Raw genomic sequence first — 21,356 nt, forward strand, 5'->3', positions numbered from 1 at the left:
GATCGCCCGCCGGTCAGCTGCCGTGCGTCACCCGGTCGCGCAGATACACCGGCAGCGCCCGCTCGGCGGATACCGCCTCGCCACGCGCGTACGCGGCCGCTGCCAACCGGGCCAGACCACCGGCGCGCGGCTGCACATCGGCATCCACCGCGTCGATGCAGTGGCCCAGCCGGGCGCGCAGGACGTCGCCATACGCGGCCCAGCCCGGCCCGACGCCCGCGCCGCGCCATGCCGGATCGGCCGGCAGCGCTATCGCCTCCGGCGGCGCCAGGCCATCGGCGGCATCCGCCACCACCAGACCGTCCGCGCCGCGCGTGTAGTACCCGAAGTAGACCTCGCCCAGACGCGCATCGAGCGCCGCCAATGTTCGCTGCGCGCCGCCGGCCTGCGCCAGTGCTGCCAGCGTGGACACCGGCACCACCGGCCGGTCGAGCCCCAAGGCAAGACCCTGCGCCACGCCGGCGGCGATACGCAGGCCGGTGAAGGCACCCGGCCCGCGGCCAAACGCGATCACGTCCAGCGACTGGCGCGTCAGGCCGGCCTGGGCCAGCAGGCCCTCGATCATCGGCAGGATCAGCGCCGCGTGCTGGCGCGGCACTAAGCGGTGGTCTTCGAGCACGCCGGCAGCGGTGAGCAGCGCCACCGAGCAGCAGTCGGTGGCGGTTTCGAGGGCCAGCAGGTTCATGGCGCGGCCGGCTCGAACGCCGGTGCATCGAAAAAGCGCTGCACGTCGGCGAGGTCGTGGGTGATGGGCATGTCCGGCAGGCTTTTCAGGAATACCCGGCCGTAGCCCTTGGCGCGCAGGCGCCGGTCGCCGACCATCAGCACGCCGCGGTCGCCCGCGTCGCGAATCAGACGGCCGAGGCCTTGTTTGAGGGTGATCACCGCCTGCGGCAGCTGGTAGTCGTTGAACGGATCGCCGCCCTCGCGGCGCAGGTAGGCGATGCGCCCGGCGACGATGGGCTCGCCCGGCGAGGCGAACGGCAGCTTGTCGACGATGACGCAGGACAGCGCCTCGCCGCGCACGTCCACGCCCTGCCAGAAGCTGCCGGTGCCCAGCAGCAGCGGCGCCGGGGCGCGCCGGAACTGCGCCAGCAGCTCGCTGTTCGGTCGCTCGCCCTGCACCAGCAGCGTGAATTCGTCGCAGCTGCGCAGACGCGTGGCCGCCCGCCGCAGCGCGCTGTGGCTGGTGAACAGCATGAAGGCTCGGCCGCGGCTGGCGCGCAGTACCGGCAGCGCCGCCGCCACCAGGGCCTCCGTATAGCCGGGGTCGGATGGCTCCGGCAGATCGCCTGGCAGATACAGCAGCGCCCGCGTCTGGTAATCGAAACTGCCCGGCAGGGCCAGCGTGCGCGCATCGCCAAGCCCCAGCCGCTGCACGAAGTGATCGAACTGCCCCGCCACCGCCAGCGTGCCGGAGGTAAACACGCAGGCCCGGGCATGGCGCGGGAAGCGCTCATTGAACAGCGGCGCGACGTCGACCGGGCTCGCATGCAGGGTGCAGGAACGCTGGCGCACGTCGATCCAGCGCACCTGATCGGCCTGCGCGTCGGTCAGGAACGGCGCCAGACGCGCCGCGAGCAGGGCCACCCGCTCCTGGCAGTTGTCGAGCCCGCTGCTGCGCCCCGAAAGCGCCTCCAAGGAGGCCGACAGATCGGCCAAGGCCTGGCGCACGGCCGCCAGGGCATCGGTGAACACGGCAATCGGCCGCAGCGGCCACGGCTCGCGACGCGGCGGATCGCCCAGCGCCGCGTTCACGCCGGCCGCCGCCTGTGAGAGTGCCTGCGCGCGCGGCGGCAGCTCCGGCACGTCGCCCAGCTGTGCCGCCTCGGCGAGCAGATCGCGCGCCAGATCGGCCAGCTGGAAACTCCCCAGGCTGGTGCCGAAGAACATCGTGGCCACCTCCGGCAGCAAGTGCGCCTCGTCGAAAATGAACACGTCGGCGTCGGGCAATACCTCGCCGAAACCGGATTCCTTCAGCGCCAGGTCGGCAAAGAACAGGTGGTGGTTGACCACCACCAGGTCTGCCTGCTGCGCCGCCCGGCGGGCCTTGAGCAGGAAGCAGTCGCCGATGTCGGGGCAGTCCTGACCCAGGCAGTTGTCGGCGTTGGAGGTGACGAACGGGCGCAGGCTGGACTGGGGCGAGAGCTCCTCCAGGGCGTCCAGATCGCCGTCCGGCGAGCGACCTGCAAAGCCCTGCACCGCCGCCAGCACCGGGTGCAGCGCCAGATCGCCGCCAAAATCGCCGGCGGCGACGCGCTCCAGACGGTGGTGACACAGGTAGTTGGCGCGGCCCTTGAGCAGCGCGGTGTGCACCGAAAGCCCCAGCGCGCGTTGCAGCGTCGGCAAGTCGCGGTGGAACAGCTGGTCCTGCAAGGCGCGCGTGCCGGTGGCGATCAGCACCTTGCGCCCGCTTTGCAGCGCCGGCAGCAGGTAGGCGAAGGTCTTGCCGGTGCCGGTGCCGGCCTCGACCAGCAGCGTGCTGCGTTCGGCGATGGCCTGCTCGACGGCGTCCGCCATCGCCTGCTGGGTTTGCCGCGGCGCGAAACCGGGCAGCGCCTGCGCCAGCGGGCCGTCTGCGCCCAGCAGCTTCGCGATGGCGGTGCTCATGCGCTTGCCGACGATTCGCGGCCGCTGCCGGCCGTCGCCGCGGGCAAGAACTCCTCCAGCACGCTGTCGAGCAGATCGAAGCCGCGCTCGGTGGCGCGGGCGCCCTGCCCGTCCAGCGTCACCAAACCGCGCTGCGCGGCCTGCTCGAGACGCGGGCGGATGGTGGTCAGCGGCAGGCCGGTGCGCTCGCGAAACTGCTTCCAGGCGAAGCCCTCGCACAGGCGCAGCGCGTTCAGCAGGAACTCGAAGGCCCGCTCGTCGGCGCTCAAAAAGCGTTGCTCAGCCACTGCATCGCCGGCACTGGCGCGGGCCATGTAGGTCTGCGGCTGACGGTACCTGGCCAGGCGCAGGATGCCGTCCGGCAGGGTCAGCTTGCCGTGCGCCCCGGCGCCGATGCCAAGGTAGTCGCCGAACTGCCAGTAGTTCAGGTTGTGCCGGCACTCCTGCCCCGGCCGGGCGTAGGCGGACACCTCGTAGCGCCGGTAACCGGCCGCCGCCAGGCGCGCCAGCCCCGCCTCGTAGATCGCCTCCAGCAGGTCCGGCTCGGGCAGCACCGGCGGGTGACTGTGGAAAACGGTGTTCGGCTCCAGGGTGAGCTGATACCAGGACACGTGACCGGTGTCGTACGCCAGCGCAGCGTCCAGATCGGCCAGCGCCTGCGCCACGTCCTGCCCCGGCAGGCCAAACATCAGATCGATGTTCACCCGCTCGAAGCCCGCCGACAGCGCCACCTCGATCGCCCGCCTCGCCGCGGCGGCGTCGTGAATGCGGCCCAGTGCCTTGAGCTGTCGATCGTGGAAGCTCTGCACGCCCAGCGACAGGCGGTTCACGCCGGCCCGGCTGAAACCTTCCAGGCGCGCCGTGTCCAGCGTGCCTGGGTTGGCCTCCAGCGTGATTTCCGCGCCGGCCAGCAGCGGCAGCCGGGCCCGCAGGTCCGACAACAGCCGGGCGATGGCGTCCGGCTCGAACAGGCTTGGCGTGCCGCCACCGATGAACACGCTCATCACCGGTCGGCCCCACACGCGCGGCAGGTCGGCTTCCAGATCCCGCAGCAGGGCGTCGATGTAATCGCCCTGCGGCAGCTCGCCGCCGGCGGCGTGGGAATTGAAGTCGCAGTACGGGCACTTGCGCACGCACCACGGCAGATGCACGTACAGGGACAGCGGCGGGGCGCTGCTAAACTGCGCCGCCGCGCCGTCCGCCGGGCGGTGGAACGTGAGGGATTTGAAGGTCATGGGGATGCGCCAGCCCAGGCACTGGGCGTGTGGAGTATATCGCCGGCCGCTGCTGGCCCTTTTCGGAGCCCTGCTGGCGGCGCTTTTGCTGCTGCCCCTTGCCGGCCTGGCCGCGCCCGGAGGCGGCACCGTCATCACCCCGCCGCGGCCAATCGCCACGCTGTCGCTGGTCGACCAGCAGGGTGCACCGATCACCCCCTCGACCCTGTCTGGCCGGTGGACGGTGCTGTTTTTCGGCTTCACGCACTGCCCGGACGTGTGCCCGACCACCCTGGCGCGCCTGGCCGGCGTGCAGCGGCAACTGCCGGAGGCGCTGCGCCCGAAGGTGCGCTTCATGCTGGTGTCGGTGGACCCGATGCGCGACACGCCGCAGCGGCTGGCCCAGTACGTCGGCCAGTTCGGGCAGGGCTTCGTCGGCGCCACGGCGCCGCTGGGCGAGCTGGCGCCGCTATTGCGCGAACTTGGCGTGAGCTATGCCTACACCGCGCAGCCGGCAGGCGAACATGCCGGACACGGCGCCCACGCGGACCACGGCACCCCCGCCTACACGGTGACGCACTCGGAAACCCTTTACGTGCTGGACCCGCAGGCGCGCCTGCACGCCGTGTTCACCGACCCGAAGGACGACTACGCCCTGCTGCGCGACCTGAGCGCCTGGGCCAACCAGCCTTAGAACCGTCGCCACCGGGCGCGGTTCTGTCGTCGGCATGCGCTGCCATCTGCCATAAATCAGCGGCAGCCAGCTGATTGCTTGGGCCATCGGAGAGCGGTATCCCGGCTGCGCCGGGCGATCGTCGCGCAGCTGCGCTTCCACAATAGTCGCAGCCGCTCGCCTCTGCTCAGGCGCGCGCCAGCAGACACACGGCGTGGGCGGATATCGCCTCGCCGCGGCCGACCGGACCCAGACCTTCGGTGGTGGTGGCCTTGACGCTGACGGCACCGATGTCGAGGCCCAGATCGGCCGCGATGTTGGCGCGCATGGCGTCCCGATGCGGGGCGAGCTTCGGCCGCTGCGCCAGCACGGTGGCGTCGATGTTGAGCACCCCGTAACCGGCTTCGCGTACCAGCGAAGCTACGCGCCGCAAGAGCACGCGGCTGTCTGCGCCTGCATAGGCCGGGTCGGTGTCCGGAAAGTGCTGGCCGATGTCGCCCAGGGCCGCCGCGCCCAGCAGCGCGTCGGCCAGGGCGTGCAGCAGCACGTCGCCGTCGGAGTGGGCGATCGGGCCGTGGCTGTGCTGGATCTCTACGCCACCGAGCACCAGGCGCCGGCCGGGCGCCAGGGCGTGCAGGTCGTAGCCGTGGCCGATGCGCATCAGGTCTCCTCAGGTCTCCAGGGGGGCTTTAGGCCGTGCGATCGAACCGCGCTTGCGCGGCCAGCAGGCACTCGGCCAGCGGCAGGTCCTGCGCCACGGTGATCTTGATGTTGTCGCGCCGCCCCGGCAGCAGGCGCGGGCGAAAGCCTGCGCTTTCCATGGCCTGGGCCTCGTCGGTGGGTTCCTGGCCGGCGGCCAGCGCTGCGGCCAGCGCCGCCCGCAGCACATCGAGTCGAAACCGCTGCGGCGTCTGCACCGTCCACAGGCCGTCGCGCGGCACGGTTTCGCGCACCCGGCCGGCGGCGTCGGCGCGCTTGAGGGTGTCGGTCAGCGGTGTGGCCAGCAGGCAGCCGTGCTCGTCCAGCGGCTCGGCGCACAGGCTGTGGATGTCGCCCGCATGCAGCAGCGGGCGCACGGCGTCGTGCACCAGCACCGGTGTTCGCGGCTGCTGGCGTCTGGCCAGCCAGTCGAGTGCGGCCAGCACGGATGCGGCGCGGCTGGCGCCGCCGGCCACCACCTGCAGCGGTTTGGCGCAGGTGAAGCCGAGCGCCTGCCAGTACGGATCGGCCTCGCGCAGCGCCAGCACGATGCCGGCGATGCGCGGGTGTGCGGCCAGGCGTTCGAGGGTGTGCACGAGCACGGGCGCGCCGGCCAGCGGCAGGTACTGCTTGGGCAGGTCCGCGGCCATGCGCACGCCGATGCCGGCGGCGGGCACGATCGCCCAGTGGTCGGCGCTCGACAGGGCATCCGCCACCGGACGCCTACTCGATGACGCGGATGAAGGTCTCGCCGGGCTTGATCATGCCAAGCTCGCTGCGGGCGCGGTCTTCCACGGCAGTCACGCCGCTGCGCAGATCCTCGACCTCGGCCGTGAGCTGCGCGTTGCGTTCGGCCAGCTGGTCGACGGCGTCGTGCTCGCGCTCGACCCGGTCCTGCAGCTCGCCAAGCTCGAACAGGTTGCCGGGCGCCACCAGCAAGCGGTGTTGCAGGCCGAGCATGACCAGCAACAGCGCGAGCAGGCCGGCGCGCATGGCCATCAGCGTGCCAGCGACCCGAACACGCCGGCGCCCGGATAGCGCGCGGCGGCGCCCAGCTCCTGCTCGATACGCAGCAGGCGGTTGTACTTGGCCACCCGGTCCGAGCGCGACAGGGAGCCGGTCTTGATCTGCCCGGCGCCGCTGCCGACCGCGATGTCGGCGATGGTGGTGTCCTCGGTCTCGCCCGAGCGGTGCGAGATCACCGCCGTGTAGCCGGCGCTGCGGGCCAGGCGCACGGCGTCCAGCGTTTCCGACAGCGTGCCGATCTGGTTCACCTTGATCAGGATGGAATTGGCCACGCCGGCCGTGATGCCTTTTTGCAGCGTGGCCGGGTTGGTCACGAAAAGGTCGTCGCCGACCAGCTGCACGCGCTTGCCCAGGCGCTCGGTGAGCAGCTTCCAGCCATCCCAGTCGTCCTCGGCCTGGCCGTCCTCGATGGAGATGACCGGGTAGCGGTCGGCCAGATCGGCCAGATAGGCGACGAATTCGGCCGAGCTCAGGCTGCGTTTCTCGGATTCGAGCTCGTAGCGGCCGGCCTTGTAGAACTCGCTGCTGGCCACGTCGAGCGCCAGCAGCACCTGCGTCCCGGCGGCGTAGCCGGCATCGCCGATGCTGCCCTGCACCACCTTCAAGGCTTCTTCGTTCGAGGCCAGGTCCGGCGCGAAGCCGCCCTCGTCGCCGACGGCGGTGTTCAGACCCCGTGCGCGCAGGCGGCGCTTGAGGGCCTGGAAAATCTCGGCGCCGCAGCGCAGCGCTTCCGAGAAGCTCGGCACACCGGCCGGGATGACCATGAATTCCTGCAGATCGACGCTGTTGTCGGCATGCGCGCCGCCGTTCAGGATGTTCATCATCGGCACCGGCAGGCACATGTCGACGCCGCCGCACAGCAGGTTGATGTGCCGGTACAGCGGCATCCCGCGCGCCGCGGCGGCCGCATGGGCGGCGGCCAGGGACACCGCCAGCGTGGCGTTGGCGCCCAGGCGCGCCTTGTTGTCGGTGCCGTCGAGCTTCAGCAGCACGTCGTCCAGGCCGCGCTGGTCGGCCGGGTCCAGACCGCGCACGGCGGGCAGGATTTCCCGCAGCACGTTGTCGACCGCCTTGCGCACGCCCTTGCCGCCGTAGCGCGCGGCATCGCCGTCGCGCAGTTCCAGCGCCTCGCGCGAACCGGTGGAGGCGCCCGAGGGCACCGCCGCCCGGCCCAGCTGGCCGGTGTCGGTCAATACGTCCACTTCCACGGTTGGGAAGCCGCGCGAGTCGAGAATTTCGCGGGCCTTGATATCGACGATCGTGCTCATCGGGGTCTCAAGTTGCTTGCATCAGGGCCTGCTCGGCAAAACCGGCGGCCTTGACGGTGCGGTCCAGGCTCACCAGGGTCTGCAGCAGGTTTTCCATGCGGTCCAGCGGCCAGGCGTTGGGGCCATCGGACAGCGCGCGGGCGGGATCGGGGTGGGTTTCCATGAACAGTCCGGCCACGCCGGCCGCCACGGCGGCCCGCGCCAGCACCGGCACGAACTCGCGCTGGCCGCCGGAGCGGTCGCCCTGCCCGCCCGGCAGTTGCACCGAGTGCGTGGCGTCGAACACCACCGGACACCCGGTTTGCCGCATCACGGCCAGGCCGCGCATGTCGACCACCAGGTTGTTGTAGCCGAAGGACACGCCGCGCTCGCACACCAGGACCCGGCCTTCGCCGCCGGCGGCGTTGGCCTTGGCCACCACCTGCGCCATGTCGCCGGGCGCCAGAAACTGGCCTTTCTTGATGTTGACCGGCTTGCCGCAGGCGGCTACGGCTTCGATCAGATCGGTCTGCCGGCACAAAAAGGCCGGCGTCTGCAGCACGTCCACCACCTGCGCCGCCGCCTGCACGTCATCCGGCGTGTGCACGTCGGTCAGCACCGGCACGCCCAGCGTCTCGCGCACCTCGGCCAGGATGGCCAGGCCGGCGTCCCGGCCCGGACCGCGAAAGGATTTGCCGGAACTGCGATTGGCCTTGTCGAACGAGGCCTTGAAGATGAACGGCACGCCCAGCCGGGCGCAGATGTCCTTGAGCGTGGCGGCGGTGTCGAGCGCCAGAGTGCGGCTTTCGGCCACGCACGGCCCGGCGATCAGGAACAGCGGCCGGTCCAGCCCGACCTCGAATCCGCACAGCCTCATGCCTGCACCGGCTGCGCGGCGCGGGCGGCGCGGTGGATGCGCGCGGCCTCGACGAAGCTGCTGAACAGCGGATGCCCGTCGCGCGGGTTCGACGTGAACTCCGGGTGGAACTGGCAGCCGATGAACCAGGGGTGATCCGGCAGCTCGATCATCTCGACCAGCCCGTCCTGCTCGGAGCGCCCGGAAACGGCCAGACCGGCCGTGCGCAGGGCCGGCAGCAGGCGCGGGTTCACCTCGTAACGGTGGCGGTGGCGCTCGACGATGCGCTCCTTGCCGTAGATGCGCCGCGCCAGCGTGTCCTCGCCCAGCAGGCAGGTCTGGCCGCCCAGGCGCATGGTGCCGCCCATGTCGGTGCCCGCGGCGCGCTGCTCGCGCCGGCCGCTGTCGTCCAGCCATTCGGTGATCAGGGCCACCACCGGCTGTGGCGTGGCGGCGTCGAACTCGGTGCTGTGGGCGCCGGTCAGGCCGGCGACGTTGCGGGCGAACTCGATCACCGCCACCTGCAGGCCCAGACAGATGCCCAGGTACGGCAGACCCTGCTCGCGCGCGAAGCGCACGGCAGCGATCTTGCCCTCGATGCCGCGCTCGCCAAAGCCGCCCGGCACCAGGATGGCATCCATGCCGGCCAGGCAGCCGGTGCCGTCGCTTTGCAGGGATTCGGCGTCGACGTAGTGCACGTTGACTTTGGTGCGGGTGTGCGCGGCGGCGTGGTCGAGCGCCTCGTTCAGGGACTTGTAGGAATCGGCCAGGTCCACATACTTGCCGACCAGGGCGATGTCGACGGTCGCCGTCGGGTGCTCGAAGTCGTGGATGTAGCGGTCCCAGGCGTCCAGGCGCGAGGTGCCGACCGGCAGATCGAGCCGGCGGGCGACGAAATCGTCCAGGCCCTGGTCGTGGTAGTGGCGCGGAATCTTGTAGATGTTGTCCAGGTCCTCGGCCGAGATGACGGCCTCGCGCGGCACGTTGGTGAACAGGGCGATCTTGCGCCGCTCGTCTTCCGGCAGCGGCTGCTCGGTGCGGCACAGCAGCACGTCCGGGCGGATACCGATGCCTTGCAGTTCCTTGACCGAGTGCTGCGTGGGCTTGGTCTTGATCTCGCCGCTGGCGCGCAGGTACGGCACCAGCGTCAGGTGCATGTACAGCACGTCATGGTGCGGGCGCTCCAGGCCCATCTGGCGGATGGCCTCCAGAAACGGCAGCGACTCGATGTCGCCCACCGTGCCGCCGACCTCCACCAGCGCCACGTCGGCGTCGCCGGCGCCCTCGACGATGCAGCGCTTGATCTCGTCCGTGACGTGCGGGATCACCTGCACGGTGCGGCCCAGGTACTCGCCGCGCCGCTCCTTGCGCAGCACCGCCTCGTAGACTTGGCCGGCGGTGAAGTTGTTGGCGCGGCGCATCGGCATGCGCCCGAAGCGTTCATAGTGGCCCAGATCGAGGTCGGTCTCGGCGCCGTCGGCGGTGACGTACACCTCGCCGTGCTGGAACGGGCTCATGGTGCCCGGGTCGACGTTCAGGTACGGATCGAGCTTCAGGAAGGTGACCTTCAGGCCACGCGACTCCAGCAGCGCGCCGATGGAGGCGGCGGCGATCCCCTTGCCCAGCGAGGAGACCACGCCACCGGTAACGAAGATGTATTTCGGCATGCGCTTCCGGGTGGCAAAAAGCGGAAAAAAGCGCGCAAAAAGTACCAGATACGCCCTATCCGGACAATCGGCGGCGGCGCATGGCGCGCAGCGCCGCGGCCGCCGCGGTTGGTGCCGCGTCCGGCGCAAAGCGCGCGGCGGCGTACCGTTCCAGGAACTGCCGGGCAGCGGCGCGGCGCGGCGCCGACCAGCCGTCCGGCAGCCGCGCCAGGTAATCGGAAGCCGTCCACTGCGGTCGTTCCGGCAGGCCGCTGGTGCGCAGGAACCGCCGCCACAGGCGCAGCCATTCGCGACTGTTGGCCGCCTGCGCGGCGACCCGGCGCAGGCGCCGGTACTCACGCACGAACAGGCCGGCCAGCACCGCCAGACCCGCCAGCAACACCGCCTGCACCTGGCCGTCGGTCAGCTCCACGCCCTGCCACCAGGCATCCAGGCGCGCCGCCAGGCGCTGCCAGGCGCGCTCCAGGGCGCCGCCACCGTAGTCGGCCACGGCCGCGCCGTAATCGAGCGGCGTCGCATCCAGCGTCTGCCAGCGACCGGTCGCATCCTGCCACTCGGCCCAGGCGTGGGCATCGCGCTCGCGCACCAGCCACAGGCCGCCGTCCAGCGGCTCGCTCACCAGATAGCCGGTCACCAGGCGCGCCGGCACGCCGTTGGCGCGCAGCGCGAGCACGGCCGCCGTGGCGTACCAGAAGCAGTGCGCCGGCTTGCGGTTCAGAAAGAAATCCCGAAACGGCGCCTGCCGGTCGAGCCGGTAATTCAGGCTGTAGCGGCGGCCGCGCAGCTCGGCGCCGATGCGGGCCGCGGTCTGCGCCCGATTCGCGCCGGCGAGGCGGCTGGCCGCGGCCTGCAGCTCGGCGTCCCAGAACGTCGGCAGTGCCCGCGCCTCGGCCGCGGCCGCCGCTTCGGCCGCGGGTGGCCCGCCGGCGGCCTGCCAGCGGCGCTCGCCACGGCCCGTGAACTGCGCCTGCAACACCCCGGCCGGGTCGTAACTCAGGGCCGCTTCGGTCAGATCGACGGTCTGCGTGCCCGGCGGCACGAAGATCAGGTTGTCGCGGCGCAGGCTGTGCGCCGCCAGCGACCAGCTGGCCGTACCCGGCGCGAGCCGGTAGCGCTGGCCGCTGGCGGTGGTCTCGCGCGCCAGCTCCGGCTGACCCGAATCGACGCCCTTCCACTCGTAACCGGCATCCAGCGTCAGCAAGCGGTTGCCGACCAGATACGGCGGCGGCGTGCCGCCGGTGACCCACAGGCGCAGCACCGGCCGCCGCGCCGGGCGCAGGAAGCCGTCCGCGCGCAGCCGGGCCAGAGGCGCAAAGCCGGTCTCGCCACGCGGCGCCGGCAGGGCGCTGAACAAGGCGCCCAGCATGGGCCGCTGCGCGGCGCGCAGGACCGGTTCCGCCAGCGGCAACAGCGCCAGCACCGGCAGCAGCCACGCGGCGCGCAGCAGCGCCCGCCCGCCCAGCCGCGACACCATGGGCGCCAGCACCGCGGCCGCGGCACCGATCCACGGCAGCGCCAGCGTGAGGCCGACCGGCGGTGTCCGGCGCGGGATCAGCAGCGCCAGAATCACGACCGCCACCACCAGTGTGTCGGTGGCCGGATCGCCGGCCTTGCCGGCGGGCGCCGGTGGCTTGGCGACCAGCAGCCACAGCAGCAGCGCGACGCCGGCCAGGCACAAACCGCCGAACACCGCAAAATCCGCCGCCCAGGAATCCACCGGCGCCCAGTCGGCCAGCCCCAGATACCCCAACAACCCACCGCTGACGAAGCTGATGAAGGCCAGGCCCGGCGTCGGCGCCAGCGGCCGCTGCCAGCCCAACCAGGTCGGCAGTGGCGACAGCAATGCCAAGGCCCCGAACAGCAGCGCCGGCACGGTCCACTGCATGGAGGCCAGCACGTGCGCCCCGGCCGCCGCCACGGCGATGGCCAGCAATACATCCGCGGCGCGCATCAGGCGGCCAGCTCGTGATTGCCCGGGCCGGGCGGCAGCGCCCGGCCACCGCGCCCGGCCAGGCGAAACACCAGCACCAGATGGCCGGCAGCCCGCCAGGCGGCGACCTGCGCGGTGATCAGGTCGGTCGCGTCCTCGGTCACCAGCAGATACAAAAGCCCCGCTTCGGGCAGGCTCGCCGGCAGACGCGTCTGGCGCGCCGGTGGACAGCTCGCCACGGCGCGCTGCAGGGCGGCCTCGTCGTCAATCGGCTGCCAGTCCTCGCCCAGCGCCAGCGCGTTCAGCGCCAGCGCCTCGGCCCGTGCGTGGGCCACCAGCTCCAGCACCAGCGCCAGGCGCCGGTCGAGCGCGGCCGCATCGCGCGGGCGTCGCTGCCAGGGCGCAAAGCCCGCCACCGCCGTATCGCAGCAGATGGCGATGCCGTCGGCGTGCAGCTCGCTGCCGCCGCGAAACACCCGCGACATCAGCTCGCCCCGCCGCGCGCTGGCGCGGTGGTCAAGCCGCGTCGACGGATCGCCCAGCTGGTACGGGCGGGTGTGGGCGTATTCGAGCGCCCCGGCGTGGCGGGCCGCGTGCACGCCCGTCCTGAGACAGCGCGCCGCCAGCTCGCGCAGCGGCGGCAGGCTCACCGGCAGCGGCGGCGGCAGCACTGCCAGCTCCAGCGGCAGCGCGGCGCCGACCGTGCTGCGGGTCAGGAACAAGGGAAAGAAACTGTGCACGGCCAGACCCGGCAAACGCAGCAGGCCGCGCGCGCGGGGAATCACGACTGTCTCGCACACGCGGCTTTCGCCGGCCTCCAGCCGCTCGATCAGGGCGCTGCGGGACGGCGCCACCGGCCGCCAGCCGGGGCCGCGCCATTCGCGCAGCAGCAGCTCGCGCGCCGGACGGCGGCCAGTGTTGGTCAGGCGCACCTGGCCGCGACACGGCTGTCCGGCGATGGCAACCTCATGGTTCAGGCGCACGAGGTGCAGACGCGGGCGCCATACCCGTCCCGCGGCGGCGCTCAGGGCAAGCAGCGACAGGCCCGCCGCGGCAAGTCCCAGGTCGAAACCCGGATTACTGCGCCGGGCCAGCAACAGCAGCAGGATGCTCGCCAGCAGAACCGCCAGGCCGCTGGCGGTCAGACCGTCCCGCAGCGCCCGCAGTGGCGCCCGCCAGCCACCGCGCCGCTCGGTCAGGCGCGGCACCAGGCGCAGTTCGAGCAGCCAACGGGTCATCCGCCACAGGTGCCAGGCCAGCGGCTCCTGCGGCACGCGCAGCGGGCGGTCGGCGAATTCCTTCATCGCGGATCGTGTTCGAACGCCGGAAAAAACCGTTGCAGGGGCGCGCCCCGCGCGCGGCCGTCGGGACAGGTCGTGGCGTAACGCTTCGTCATCGCTTCAGGTCGCGGGCATGGCCCGCTCCTACACACGGACGCAACGGATGATTCCATTGTAGGAGCGCGCCTTGCGGGCAACCGCCGGGACGTTCAGCGCGGCAGCGGCACGCCGGCGGTCAGGTCGTCGAGCAAGGCGGCGGTGATGCGCCGGTCGTGCTCGCGGCCCTGGCGCGGCAGCAGGCGGTGGTCCCACACCGGGTGCAGCAGGGCGCGAACGTCCTCGGCCTGCACGGCGCTGCGGCCGTGCAGCAGGGCGCGGGCACGCGCGGCTTCCGCCAGATGCATGGCGCCGCGCGGCGAAATGCCCAGCCGCACGCGCGCGTCCTCGCGCGTGGCCCGTGCCAGGGCGACGACGTAGTGCGCCAGGTCCGGGTGCAGATAAACCTCACGCGACTGCTCCCGCAGGCGCAGCAGGCCGGCCGGGTCGAGCACCGGCACCAGCGGTGGCGCGCTGCGGTACTCGCCCAGCAGCGAGCGTTCGGCGGCGGCATCCGGATAACCCAGGCGCGTGGCGATCAGGAAGCGATCCAGCTGCGCCTCCGGCAGCGGATTGGTGCTGTCGAAGTCGATCGGGTTCTGGGTGGCGATGACCGTGAACAGCGGCGACAGCGGATGGCTGACGCCGTCGGCCGTCACCTGACCTTCTTCCATGGCCTGCAGGAAGGCCGACTGGCTGCGCGTCGGGGCGCGGTTGATCTCGTCGGCCAGCAGCAGGTCGGTGAAGATCGGCCCGGCCACGAACTCGAAGCGGCCGTCGCCCGGGTGATACACGCTGCCACCGAGCACGTCGGCCGGCAGCAGGTCGGACGTGAACTGCACGCGGTTGAAGGCCACACCGAGCACCCGCGCCAGGCCCTTGGCCAGCGTGGTCTTGCCCACGCCGGGCACGTCCTCGAGCAGCACGTGCCCGCCGGCCAGCACCGTGACCAGCAGCAGGTCCAGCACGCTGCTTTCGCCCAGCCAGACGGTGGCCAGCTGCGCGCGCACCCCCGACAGCGTGGCGGCGGCCTCGGAAGCGGAATCGAGCGGGACGACACGCGCCATCAGCGAACCTCGGAGGATGACAGGATTGCCTGGATTATCGGCCGCCCGGCGCGCATGTTGAGCACAAAGGCCGGCGCGGCGCCTGGCATGCCCGCCGATCAGCCCGGGCATCCGCGGCCCGGCCGGGAGTTCAACAGACCTGGCCCTGGACGGGAGCTACGGAAACACCGTAGGAGCCCAGCTACGCTGGGCGATCATCGCGCAACACAGTTGCGCTCCTACAATTTCCAGGCCGGTTGAGTCAGCGCTGCCTACAGATACGCCGCCATGCCGCCGTCCACGTCCAGCTGCGTGCCGGTGACGTAGCTGGCGGCGTCGGAGGCCAGGAACAGCGCCACGTTGCCGACCTCCTGCATGCGCCCGACGCGGCCCATGGGCACGCGGTAGAACTCGGCGCTGGACTTCAGGAAGGCCTCGTAGCTGCCCTGCGCCGGGTCGTGCCACTTCTCCCAGGCCGGAGTTTCGACCAGTCCCAGCCCGATCGCGTTGGCGCGCACACCCTGCGCGGCGTGCTCGCGCGCCAGCAGCTTGGTGAAGGCGAGGCACCCGGCGCGCACGACGCTGGATGCATAGAACGTCATGTCCGGCTGGCGGGCGAAGATGGCGTTGATGTTGATGATGCTGCCGCCGCCGCGGGCCAGCATCAGCGGCACCGCGGCGCGCGCGGTGCGGATCATGGCCATCAGCTTGACGTCGAATTCCCTGTGCCACTGGTCGTCGCTGAGGCTGGCCAGGGTGCCGGATTCGGACGTGGCGGCATTGTTGACCAGCACGTCCACCCCGCCGAAGCGGTTCCGGACCTCCGCCAGCAAGCGGTCGATGTCCTCGGCCTGACCGACGTCGGCCTGAATGCCGGCGATGCGATCACCGTGGCTGGCGCGCCAGTGCTCGATCTGTGCACTCAGGCCGGCGCCGTCGCGAGCGCAGGTGAGCACACTGGCGCCGGCTTCCAGAAAGGTCTGCGTGATGCAGTGGCCGATGCCCTGCCGGCCGCCGGTGACGATGGCGACCTTGCCCTTGAGGTTGATGTCCATGGCTCATCTCCTGTTTGCGAGTTGCCGTTGAGGTTGGCGCCTCGGTCGCGGCGGTAAGTCAAACCGTTCTCATAGAGTAGGAGCGGCCCATGGCCGCGACCGCAAGGCCCGCCTGCTGCACCCTATCGAACGTACCCGCCGACCTGCGCCGCAACGGTCGCGGGCATGGCCCGCTCCTACTTCAGGCCGGTCCAGACGGCTTTGAGCTCGGTGTACATGGCGATGCCCTCCTCGCCGTTCTCGCGGCCCAGGCCGGACATCTTGTAACCGCCGAAGGGCACCGCGGCGTCGAGCACGCCGTAGGCGTTGATGTACACAGTGCCGGCCTTGATCGCCCGCGCCACGCGGTGCGCCTTGCCGACGTTCTGCGTCCACAGGCCCGCCGCCAGGCCAAATTGCGTGTCGTTGGCCAGGCTGAGCACCTCGGCTTCGTCCTCGAAGGGAATCACCGACAGCACCGGGCCGAAGATTTCCTCCTGCGCCACGCGCATGGAGTTGCTGACGCCGGCCAGCACCGTCGGCTGGTAGAAAAAGCCGCGCCCGCCGACATCCGCCGGACCGCCGCCCGCCACCACCGTGGCGCCCTCGGACACGCCCAGCTTCACGTACTCGTCCACGCGCTTCCAGTGCTGTTCGGACACCAGTGCGCCGACGCGCGTGTCCTCGGCGAACGGGTCGCCCACCTTCATGCGCGCGGCGGCCTGTGAAGCCGCCTCGAGCGCCTGCTCGTACAGCGGCTTTTCGACGAACAGCCGCGAGCCGGCGATGCACACCTCGCCCTGGTTGTAGAAGATGGCCGCGCCGATGGCGCGCATGGCCGATTTGAGGTCCGCGTCGCCAAAGATGATGTGCGGCGACTTGCCGCCCAGCTCCAGGCTGATGCGCTTCAGCGTGCCGGCGGCCTGGCGCATGATGTGCTGACCGGTTCGGGTGCTGCCGGTGAAGGCGATCTTGTCGACGTCCGGGTGCGTGATCAGCGCCTCGCCGGCCTCGGTGCCGATGCCGGACACGATGTTCACCACACCGGGCGGAAAGCCGGCCTGGTTGATCAGGTTGCCCAGGTACAGCGCCGTCAGGGGCGTCTGCTCGGCGGGTTTGAGCACCACCGTGTTGCCGGCGGCCAGCGCCGGGGCCAGCTTCATCACCGCCATGAACAGCGGGAAGTTCCACGGCACGATCTGGCCGATGACGCCGATCGGCTCGCGCAGGGTATAGGTGTGAAACGGCCCGCGCACCGGCACCGTCTCGCCGCGCAGCTTGGTCGGCCAGCCGGCGTAGTAGCGCAGGGCCTGCACCGACAGCGGCAGGTCGATCTTGCGCGCGTCGCCGAAGGGCTTGCCGGTGTCGTAGGTCTCCAGCGCCGCCAGGGCGTCGGTGTTCTGTTCGATCAGGTCGGCGAAGCGGTGCAGCAGGCGCTCGCGGTCCGATGCGGCCATGCCGGCCCAGGAATCGGCCTCGAAGGCCGCCCGGGCAGCCTTGACGGCGCGGTCGATGTCCGCCGCCGAGCCCTTGGCGACCTCGCCCAGCGACTGCCCGGTGGCCGGGTTGATGTTGTCGAAGCGGGCGCCGCCGGCGGCGTCCTGGTACTCGCCGTTGATGTAGAGGCGGGTCGGGGCGGTGAGTTTCTCGAATGGGATCATGGGTGGTTTCCTCCTTCAGGATTCGGGAATCTTTGGTTGCGGGGCACGCCTCAGTGGGCTTCGTCCCAGTTCAGGCCAACGCCGGTTTCCACTTCCAGCGGCACGGTCAGCGGATTGTCGGCGGTCATCAGGGCCGTGACCTGTGCCCGCACCGCCTCGGCGCGCTCGGCCGGCAGCTCGAACACCAGTTCGTCGTGCACCTGCATGATCATGCGCGCCGGCTGGCCATTGTCGTGCAGCCAGCGGTCGATGCGAATCATGGCCAGCTTGATCAGGTCGGCGGCGGTGCCCTGCATGGGCGCGTTGATGGCGGTGCGCTCGGCGTACTGGCGGCGCTGGTTGTTGCCGGCGCGGATGTCCGGCAGGTACAGGCGCCGGCCGTAGACGGTCTGCACGTAGCCGCGCTCGCGCGCCGCGGCGCGGGTGGCGTCCATGTAGGCGCGCACGCCGGGGTAGCGTTCGAAGTACTGGTCCACGTAGCGCTGCGCGGCGCCCCGATCGATGCCCAGCTGCTGCGCCAGGCCGAAGGCCGACATGCCGTAGATGAGGCCGAAGTTGATGGCCTTGGCGGCGCGCCGCTGCTCGCCGCTGACCGCGTCCGGCGCCAGGCCGAAGATTTCCCCCGCCGTGGCGCGGTGCACGTCCAGGCCCCGTGCGAACGCCTCGACCAGACCTTCATCGCCCGACAGGTGGGCCATGATGCGCAGCTCGATCTGCGAGTAGTCGGCCGACAGCAGCACGCAGCCGGGCGGCGCGATGAAGGCCTGGCGGATGCGCCGGCCCTCGGCGGTACGCACCGGGATGTTCTGCAGGTTCGGATCCGACGACGACAGCCGGCCGGTCGAGGCCACCGCCTGGTGATAGGAGGTATGCACGCGGCCGGTGGCCGGGTTGACCTGTTGCGGCAGCTTGTCGGTGTAGGTAGAGCGCAGCTTGGACAGGCCGCGGTGCTCCAGGATCACCCGCGGCAGCGGGTAGTGCAGGGCGAGCTCCTGCAGCACGTCCTCGGCGGTGGACGGCTGCTTGGTCGGGGTGCGACCCAGCACCGGCAGTTTCTGTTCCTCGTACAGCACCTGCTGGATCTGCAGCGGCGAACCCAGGTTGAACGGGTGCCCGGCCAGCTCGTGCGCCTCGGCTTCCAGGCGCTGCATGGCGGCGGCCAGCTCGCCGCTTTGCGTGCGCAGCAGGGCCGCATCGATCAGCACGCCGTGGCGCTCGATGCGCGAGAGCACCGGCAGCAGCGGCATTTCGATCTGCTCGAACACGCGCCGCAGCTCGGGCGCCGCCTCGATCTGCGGCCAGAAGTGCCGGTGCAGGCGCAGCGTGACGTCGGCGTCCTCGGCCGCGTAGCGGGTGGCGGTTTCAATGTCCACCTGATTGAAAGTGAGCTGGTTCTTGCCGCTGCCGGCCACGTCCTTGAAGGTGATGGTGGCGTGGCCAAGATGTCTGGCGGACAGGGTGTCCATGTCGTGTCGGCTGGCGGTGCTGTCCAGCACGTAGGATTCGAGCATGGTGTCGAAGGCCGGACCGGCCGGCGTGATGCCGTAGCGGGCCAGCACCGTGCAGTCGAACTTGAAACCCTGGCCGATCTTGCGCGGCGTATCGGCTTCCAGCAGCGGCTTCAACCGCGCCAGCACGGCGTCCCGGGCAAGCTGCTCCGGCGCGCCCGGATAGTCGTGGCCGACCGGCACGTAGGCCGCCTCGCCGGGCGCGACTGCAAACGACAGGCCGACGATCTGGGCCGTGATGGCGTCCAGGCGGTCGGTCTCCAGATCGAAGCTGAATTCGTCGGCCGCCGCCAGGCGTTCGCACCAGCGCTCGAGCGCAGCCTCGTCGAGCACGGTTTCGTAGGCCTCGCGGTCGATCACCTGCGCGGCGGCAACGGCGGGCGCCTGCAGCACGGCCGTATCCGCGGCGGCAAGCGCCTGCCCACCCACCGATCCGCCGTCCAGTTCCTTCAGCCACGACCTGAACTCCAGCTCGGTGAACAGCCGGCGCAGCGTGTCCACGTCCGGCGCGCCGCGGTTCAGGTTGTCCGGGTCGATGTCCAGCGGCACGTCGCAGCGCACCGTGGCCAGGTCCAGGTACAGCGGCAACTGCTCCAGCGTGGCACGCAGGTTCTCGCCCACCTTGCCGCCGATGTCGCCGGCATGGGCGATCACGCCATCCAGCGAGCCGTAGTCGGTGAGCCATTTGGCGGCGGTCTTGGGGCCGACCTTGGGCACGCCGGGGATGTTGTCCACCGTGTCGCCGGTCAGGGCCAGGAAATCGGCGATCAGTTCCGGCGGCACGCCGAATTTCTCCCGCACGCCGGCCACGTCGAGCACCGTGTTGCTCATGGTGTTGACCAGCCGCACCCGGCCATCCACCAGCTGCGCCAGGTCCTTGTCGGCGGTCGAGATCAGCACCTGTTCGCCGCGGCTGGCCGCGCGCCGGGCCAGGGTGCCGATCACGTCGTCCGCCTCCACGCCGTCGATCACCAGCAGCGGCAGACCGAGCGCCCGCACCAGTTCCAGCGTCGGGCCGATCTGCACCGCCAGCTCCGGCGGCATCGGCGGGCGGTTGGCCTTGTAGTCGGCAAACGCGTCGTGCCGGAAGGTCGGCCCCTTGGCGTCGAACACCACCGCGATGTGGGCGTCCGGATAGTCGCGCTCCAGCCGGCGCAGCATGTTGACCACGCCGTAGGTGACACCGGTCGGCTGGCCCTGGGAGTTGGTCAGCGGCGGCAGCGCATGGAAGGCGCGAAACAGGTAGGACGAGCCGTCCACCAGGACGACGAGCGGTGATTCGGACATGCTGACCGGGAAGTTCAAACGGCGCAGGGACGGGCCGGCCGGCAGTGTAGCGCAGCGGCCGACGCACCCTAACCGCCCGCCGCGACGCCGGCCGGGCAGCACGGCGATGCTATGCTTTGGCCAGCATTTCAAGCCCTTTGCCGGAGTTCAACCCATGCGCCGCATGCTGCTTATCGGTCTCCTGCTGGCCGCCGCGGCGCAGGCCGCCGAGGAGGGCCCCCGCCGGGCAGCGAAGCCCTGCCGGAGTTGCAGGTCGAGCCCCGCGACGATGCCCCGCCGGCCGGCAGCGAGGTGCCGCCCGAGCTGCAGGTGGCGCCGCAGGAAGGCGAGGCGCCCTCGCCCGAGGTCACCATCAAGCGCCAGGGCAAGGACACGCGCGAGGAGTACTCGATCAACGGCCGCGTCTACATGGTCAAGGTCAAACCGGCCGTCGGCCCCGCCTATTACCTGGTCGATCCGACCGGCCAGGGCGAGTTCAGCCAGCAGATCAACGACGTCAAGAACCCGCCTCCGGTGCCGCGCTGGGTGTTGCTGCGCTGGTAAGCGGTTGACCGGCGGGGACTGGCGTGTCGGTATACACCCGGGTCGAGGCGGCCGAAGTAACGGCGTTCCTGCGCGATTACGCGGTCGGTGAGCTGCTGGACCTGCAGGGCATCGCCGACGGCATCGAGAACACCAACTACTTCGTCACCACGCGCGGCGGGGCCTTCGTGCTGACGCTGTTCGAGCGCCATGCCGAGGTGGAGCTCGAATATTTCCTGGAGCTGATGGTCGCCCTGGCCGACCACGGCCTGGCCTGCCCACGGCCGATCATGGCCGACGACGGCAGTTATCTGCGCCGCCTGGCGCAGCGGCCGGCGGCGCTGGTCGAACGCCTGGCCGGCAAGGCCGTGACCGAGCCGTCGGTGGCGCAATGCGCGGCGGTCGGCGAGGCCCTGGGGCGCATCCACCGCATCGGCCGCCACGTGCACCGGCGCCGCTCCAACGAACGCGGTCCGGCCTGGTGGCGGGTGACCGCCGACGCCCTGCGCGGCGTGCTGCAGGCCGACACCATGGCGCTGATCGATGCCGAGATCGCCTTCCAGGCGGCCTTCGACACCCAGCACCTGCCCCGCGGCGTGATCCACGCCGACCTGTTTCGCGACAACGTGTTGTTCGAGGGCGAGCGCCTTTCCGGCGTGATCGACTTCTACGCCGCCTGCAACGACATCCTGCTGTACGACCTGGCCATCTGCCTGAACGACTGGTGCGTGGTGCCTGACGGCGACTTCGACGACGCCCGGGCGCGTGCCTTCCTGGCCGCCTATGTCAGCGGTCGCCCGCCCGTGGCCGGCGAGGCGGCGGCGCTGCCGGCGATGCTGCGCGCGGCGGCGCTGCGCTTCTGGCTGTCGCGCCTGTACGACCTGCATTTCCCGCGCGCCGGGGAAATCACCCACGTCAAGGATCCGGGCCACTTCGAGCGCATCCTGCGCCTGCGCATCGCGCAGCCGCAGCGCACTGCCGCGCTGTGGCCGGCCTGAAG

Annotated in this window: 18 protein-coding genes; 3 read left to right on the top strand and 15 right to left on the bottom strand. The window is 71.1% G+C overall.

The features are described 5' to 3' along the window. Positions 1 to 13: 13 nt before the first annotated feature. Genes tsaB through hemW form a run of 3 tightly spaced genes read right to left on the bottom strand, consistent with a single transcriptional unit; the run spans position 14 to position 3,845 of the window. Positions 14 to 685 carry a tRNA (adenosine(37)-N6)-threonylcarbamoyltransferase complex dimerization subunit type 1 TsaB gene (tsaB, locus tag PG2T_RS01900; RefSeq protein WP_068802575.1) on the bottom strand — a complete coding sequence of 224 codons (672 nt, stop codon included), beginning with the start codon at positions 683 to 685 and terminating at the stop codon, positions 14 to 16. Continuing rightward, complete coding sequence (locus tag PG2T_RS01905; RefSeq protein ID WP_068802576.1) at positions 682 to 2,610, bottom strand: ATP-dependent DNA helicase; 1,929 nt, start codon at positions 2,608 to 2,610, stop codon at positions 682 to 684. The genes tsaB and PG2T_RS01905 overlap by 4 nt, the downstream gene beginning before the upstream one ends. After that, positions 2,607 to 3,845 carry a radical SAM family heme chaperone HemW gene (gene hemW / locus PG2T_RS01910; protein WP_068802577.1) on the bottom strand — a complete coding sequence of 413 codons (1,239 nt, stop codon included), beginning with the start codon at positions 3,843 to 3,845 and terminating at the stop codon, positions 2,607 to 2,609. Before hemW ends, PG2T_RS01905 begins: the two co-directional genes overlap by 4 nt. Positions 3,846 to 3,849: 4 nt before the next feature. On the opposite strand from hemW, the gene PG2T_RS01915 reads away from it, so the two are divergent. Further along, positions 3,850 to 4,518, top strand: coding sequence for an SCO family protein (locus PG2T_RS01915; protein WP_068802578.1), 669 nt, complete (start codon positions 3,850 to 3,852; stop codon positions 4,516 to 4,518). A gap of 166 nt (positions 4,519 to 4,684) precedes the next feature. On the opposite strand, the gene ispF is transcribed toward PG2T_RS01915, so the two are convergent. The 12 genes from ispF to polA form a co-directional block, all read right to left on the bottom strand. Then, a complete protein-coding gene (gene ispF / locus PG2T_RS01920; RefSeq protein WP_068802579.1) occupies positions 4,685 to 5,158 on the bottom strand; it encodes a 2-C-methyl-D-erythritol 2,4-cyclodiphosphate synthase in 474 nt (157 codons plus the stop codon). A 28-nt stretch (positions 5,159 to 5,186) separates the two neighbouring features. After that, entirely contained in the window at positions 5,187 to 5,846 is a 660-nt protein-coding gene (ispD, locus tag PG2T_RS01925) for a 2-C-methyl-D-erythritol 4-phosphate cytidylyltransferase (RefSeq protein ID WP_068807561.1), read from the bottom strand. A 73-nt stretch (positions 5,847 to 5,919) separates the two neighbouring features. Then, positions 5,920 to 6,195, bottom strand: coding sequence for a septum formation initiator family protein (locus tag PG2T_RS01930; RefSeq protein ID WP_202816395.1), 276 nt, complete (start codon positions 6,193 to 6,195; stop codon positions 5,920 to 5,922). Further along, positions 6,195 to 7,490: a phosphopyruvate hydratase gene (gene eno / locus PG2T_RS01935; RefSeq protein WP_068802580.1), complete on the bottom strand. Its 1,296-nt coding sequence runs from the start codon at positions 7,488 to 7,490 to the stop codon at positions 6,195 to 6,197. Before eno ends, PG2T_RS01930 begins: the two co-directional genes overlap by 1 nt. A gap of 7 nt (positions 7,491 to 7,497) precedes the next feature. After that, on the bottom strand, positions 7,498 to 8,346 hold the full coding sequence (kdsA, locus tag PG2T_RS01940) for a 3-deoxy-8-phosphooctulonate synthase (protein ID WP_068802581.1): 849 nt from the start codon (positions 8,344 to 8,346) through the stop codon (positions 7,498 to 7,500). Beyond that, complete coding sequence (locus PG2T_RS01945; protein WP_193399822.1) at positions 8,343 to 9,992, bottom strand: CTP synthase; 1,650 nt, start codon at positions 9,990 to 9,992, stop codon at positions 8,343 to 8,345. The genes kdsA and PG2T_RS01945 overlap by 4 nt, the downstream gene beginning before the upstream one ends. 55 nt (positions 9,993 to 10,047) lie before the next feature. Further along, a complete protein-coding gene (locus PG2T_RS01950) occupies positions 10,048 to 11,943 on the bottom strand; it encodes a transglutaminase-like domain-containing protein (protein WP_068802582.1) in 1,896 nt (631 codons plus the stop codon). Further along, positions 11,943 to 13,226 carry a DUF58 domain-containing protein gene (locus tag PG2T_RS01955; protein ID WP_068802583.1) on the bottom strand — a complete coding sequence of 428 codons (1,284 nt, stop codon included), beginning with the start codon at positions 13,224 to 13,226 and terminating at the stop codon, positions 11,943 to 11,945. The genes PG2T_RS01950 and PG2T_RS01955 overlap by 1 nt, the downstream gene beginning before the upstream one ends. 185 nt (positions 13,227 to 13,411) lie before the next feature. Further along, positions 13,412 to 14,365: an AAA family ATPase gene (locus tag PG2T_RS01960; RefSeq protein ID WP_075968119.1), complete on the bottom strand. Its 954-nt coding sequence runs from the start codon at positions 14,363 to 14,365 to the stop codon at positions 13,412 to 13,414. Between the two features lie 251 nt (positions 14,366 to 14,616). Further along, complete coding sequence (locus PG2T_RS01965; RefSeq protein WP_068802584.1) at positions 14,617 to 15,399, bottom strand: SDR family oxidoreductase; 783 nt, start codon at positions 15,397 to 15,399, stop codon at positions 14,617 to 14,619. A 176-nt stretch (positions 15,400 to 15,575) separates the two neighbouring features. Then, positions 15,576 to 17,039, bottom strand: a complete 1,464-nt coding sequence (locus tag PG2T_RS01970; RefSeq protein ID WP_068802585.1) for an aldehyde dehydrogenase family protein — start codon at positions 17,037 to 17,039, stop codon at positions 15,576 to 15,578. A 50-nt stretch (positions 17,040 to 17,089) separates the two neighbouring features. After that, positions 17,090 to 19,834 carry a DNA polymerase I gene (polA, locus tag PG2T_RS01975; protein ID WP_068802586.1) on the bottom strand — a complete coding sequence of 915 codons (2,745 nt, stop codon included), beginning with the start codon at positions 19,832 to 19,834 and terminating at the stop codon, positions 17,090 to 17,092. A gap of 246 nt (positions 19,835 to 20,080) precedes the next feature. Here polA and PG2T_RS01980 point away from each other — a divergent pair, with 246 nt between their 5' ends. Continuing rightward, the gene (locus PG2T_RS01980; RefSeq protein ID WP_202816396.1) at positions 20,081 to 20,377 is read left to right on the top strand and encodes a DUF2782 domain-containing protein; all 297 of its coding nucleotides are present in this window, start codon (positions 20,081 to 20,083) and stop codon (positions 20,375 to 20,377) included. 23 nt (positions 20,378 to 20,400) lie between these two features. Then, the gene (locus PG2T_RS01985) at positions 20,401 to 21,354 is read left to right on the top strand and encodes a homoserine kinase (protein ID WP_068802587.1); all 954 of its coding nucleotides are present in this window, start codon (positions 20,401 to 20,403) and stop codon (positions 21,352 to 21,354) included. The last annotated feature ends 2 nt before the right edge of the window (positions 21,355 to 21,356 follow it).

It is taken from the genome of Immundisolibacter cernigliae, from assembly GCF_001697225.1.
GTDB classification, from domain to species: domain Bacteria; phylum Pseudomonadota; class Gammaproteobacteria; order Immundisolibacterales; family Immundisolibacteraceae; genus Immundisolibacter; species Immundisolibacter cernigliae.